The organism is Pseudoalteromonas sp. Cn5-37 (assembly GCF_021532495.1).
Lineage (GTDB): Bacteria > Pseudomonadota > Gammaproteobacteria > Enterobacterales > Alteromonadaceae > Pseudoalteromonas > Pseudoalteromonas simplex.
In genome coordinates this window covers 1-1,878 of sequence record NZ_JAKGBA010000081.1, presented here as the reverse complement: position 1 = coordinate 1,878, position 1,878 = coordinate 1, and the positions used below count along the sequence as shown (strand labels likewise).

2 protein-coding genes are annotated in these 1,878 nt (G+C 36.7%); both read left to right on the top strand.

Annotation, left to right across the window (positions count from 1 at the left end):
- Positions 1–322: 322 nt before the first annotated feature.
- Positions 323–646, top strand: coding sequence for a hypothetical protein (locus tag L1266_RS22130; protein ID WP_054554032.1), 324 nt, complete (start codon positions 323–325; stop codon positions 644–646).
- A gap of 236 nt (positions 647–882) precedes the next feature.
- Entirely contained in the window at positions 883–1,326 is a 444-nt protein-coding gene (locus tag L1266_RS22125; RefSeq protein WP_235378357.1) for a hypothetical protein, read from the top strand.
- The last annotated feature ends 552 nt before the right edge of the window (positions 1,327–1,878 follow it).

Below are 1,878 nucleotides of genomic sequence, written 5' to 3'. Positions count from 1 at the left end.
ACGAGGGCTTGATTATAGTGAGACCAGTTTGTGATTTTGCTCATTGTTGTTGCACGGGCTAGTAGGATATAGATGATCTGATCACAGGCTGGCAAGATAGTTCAAACTTTTAGGAAACAACGCCTTAAATGATGAGAAAGTAAGGCATATGGTTGAAAAAGCTTTAGTAGTCCCATTTGGCACTGAAATTAACTTAGAGGGTTCAAATTAGCAATTAATCTGCAAGACGCTGTATTTAGTGCAGAACTTAATAACACTCATAAGCTCAGTTATTTCTGAGAAGATTTTTAAATAAGACACTACTATAGAAAAGGACTTTCATATGTCAGCAATAAGAATAACCCAATCTGTTGGACTAGGTGGCGTTAATACCCCAGCCTATGTTAAAACAGTTCAAACCGCTTTAAATAAATTATTAAAACTTATCTCACCAACAAAAGTGTTGGTTGTGGATGGACGTTTAGGTTCCCGCCCAGAAAGCTCTAATACAGTTGCTGCAATAAAACAGCTTCAAAGCAAAGTTGTAGGTATGGTGCGTCCAGATGGAAAAATAGACCCAAATGGCCGAACTCACAAAAAGATCAACGAGAAACTAGCGGGTTTGGCCTTGCTAAGTAAAGTTAAAAGCCTCCAATTATGCCAGTGACAACTGCGTTTTGGATGAAAACAGCTTTTGCTGAAGTTGGAGAGACAGAATTTGATGGCAAAAAAGCAAATCCACGTATCTTAGAGTATTTCAAGGCATAAAAGTAACAGTGTTAATGTAGCAAAGTATAAAAAGGATGTATGGGATAACTGTGTAGTTCCGACTAGCTTTGATTCATTGTCAGCGAGTTTGCCTATTTATACACAAAATGCATCAGTTGCAGGAAGTGAGGCCTAATGAAAAAAATATTTATTATTGTATTTGCTTTTTTGGCTTTAACTAAGCCTGTATTAGCTAAAGTTACTGAAAGCTTAGAGCTAAATGGGTTCAAAGTAGCATCAGAAAGTGTTCAGTTTCTTGCGAAAGTTAAAATCACTAAAGTAGAGGCTTTTCAAGAAGATGATAATTCGGAAAAGCATGTTTATTATGCGGATGTACTCTCTACTTACAAAGGCAAACCTATCAAGAGCTTAAACTATGATATGTATGTTGAGGCTGGGGAAGATGTTATTTTTAATTCAGAGCCTGTCTATATAGCACTTTGTGTTGATGAAAGTGGAAATTTTTACTGGCCAGGTACAGGGTCTGAATTTAAATCGTCATTAGCTATTGAGTCTTGGTTGACCGAACATAAAAAAGAGGTAGCTACAATAAGCGACAGCATTGGTTGGTGTAAATGATGTCTAAGAGCTCACTGAAGAGCTTTGATTAATGGATAGAGAAATACTATGAGTGAAATAAACACGGATGTTAACTATAAAACAATGGCAGGAAATGCCCGTTTGGTGATAACTGCAGAGCCTAGTCATAATCCATTCAAGAAAGGGGACTTTCATACGTTCTCCTTTTCCTTCTTGTATGATTCATCTTTCTAAATAAAACTGATTGAGAAATAGTATGTTCAGAGTTATTTTTTCTGTGTGTTTGCGCTTCTCCTATTTGTTTCTGGCTCAATATTGGGTAATTTAATAGATATTAATGATTCTGACTTAACGTGAGAAGTAGCTGCAAAAGTTTGATTAATGCATCTGAAAAATTAGCGCTTTGGTGCGAGAAAACGGTTGGGATAGAATACTGGATTCTTTAAAAACATTAAGTATGTATATTGGCCCGAATTCAGATAATAAGTGCACCACTCATGGTTAAACGGTGAGAAGAGATCAACTGCCTGTTGGTGGTACTCTATCGTCGCCAAACAAACAGAAGCATTTACCATGAGTTACAAGCAGTTG

Bases quoted from the DNA above. Each gene is read 5' to 3' on its own strand.
- L1266_RS22125 (WP_235378357.1), top strand. From the start codon at position 883: ATGAAAAAAATATTTATTATTGTATTTGCTTTTTTGGCTTTAACTAAG.
- L1266_RS22130 (WP_054554032.1), top strand. From the start codon at position 323: ATGTCAGCAATAAGAATAACCCAATCTGTTGGACTAGGTGGCGTTAAT.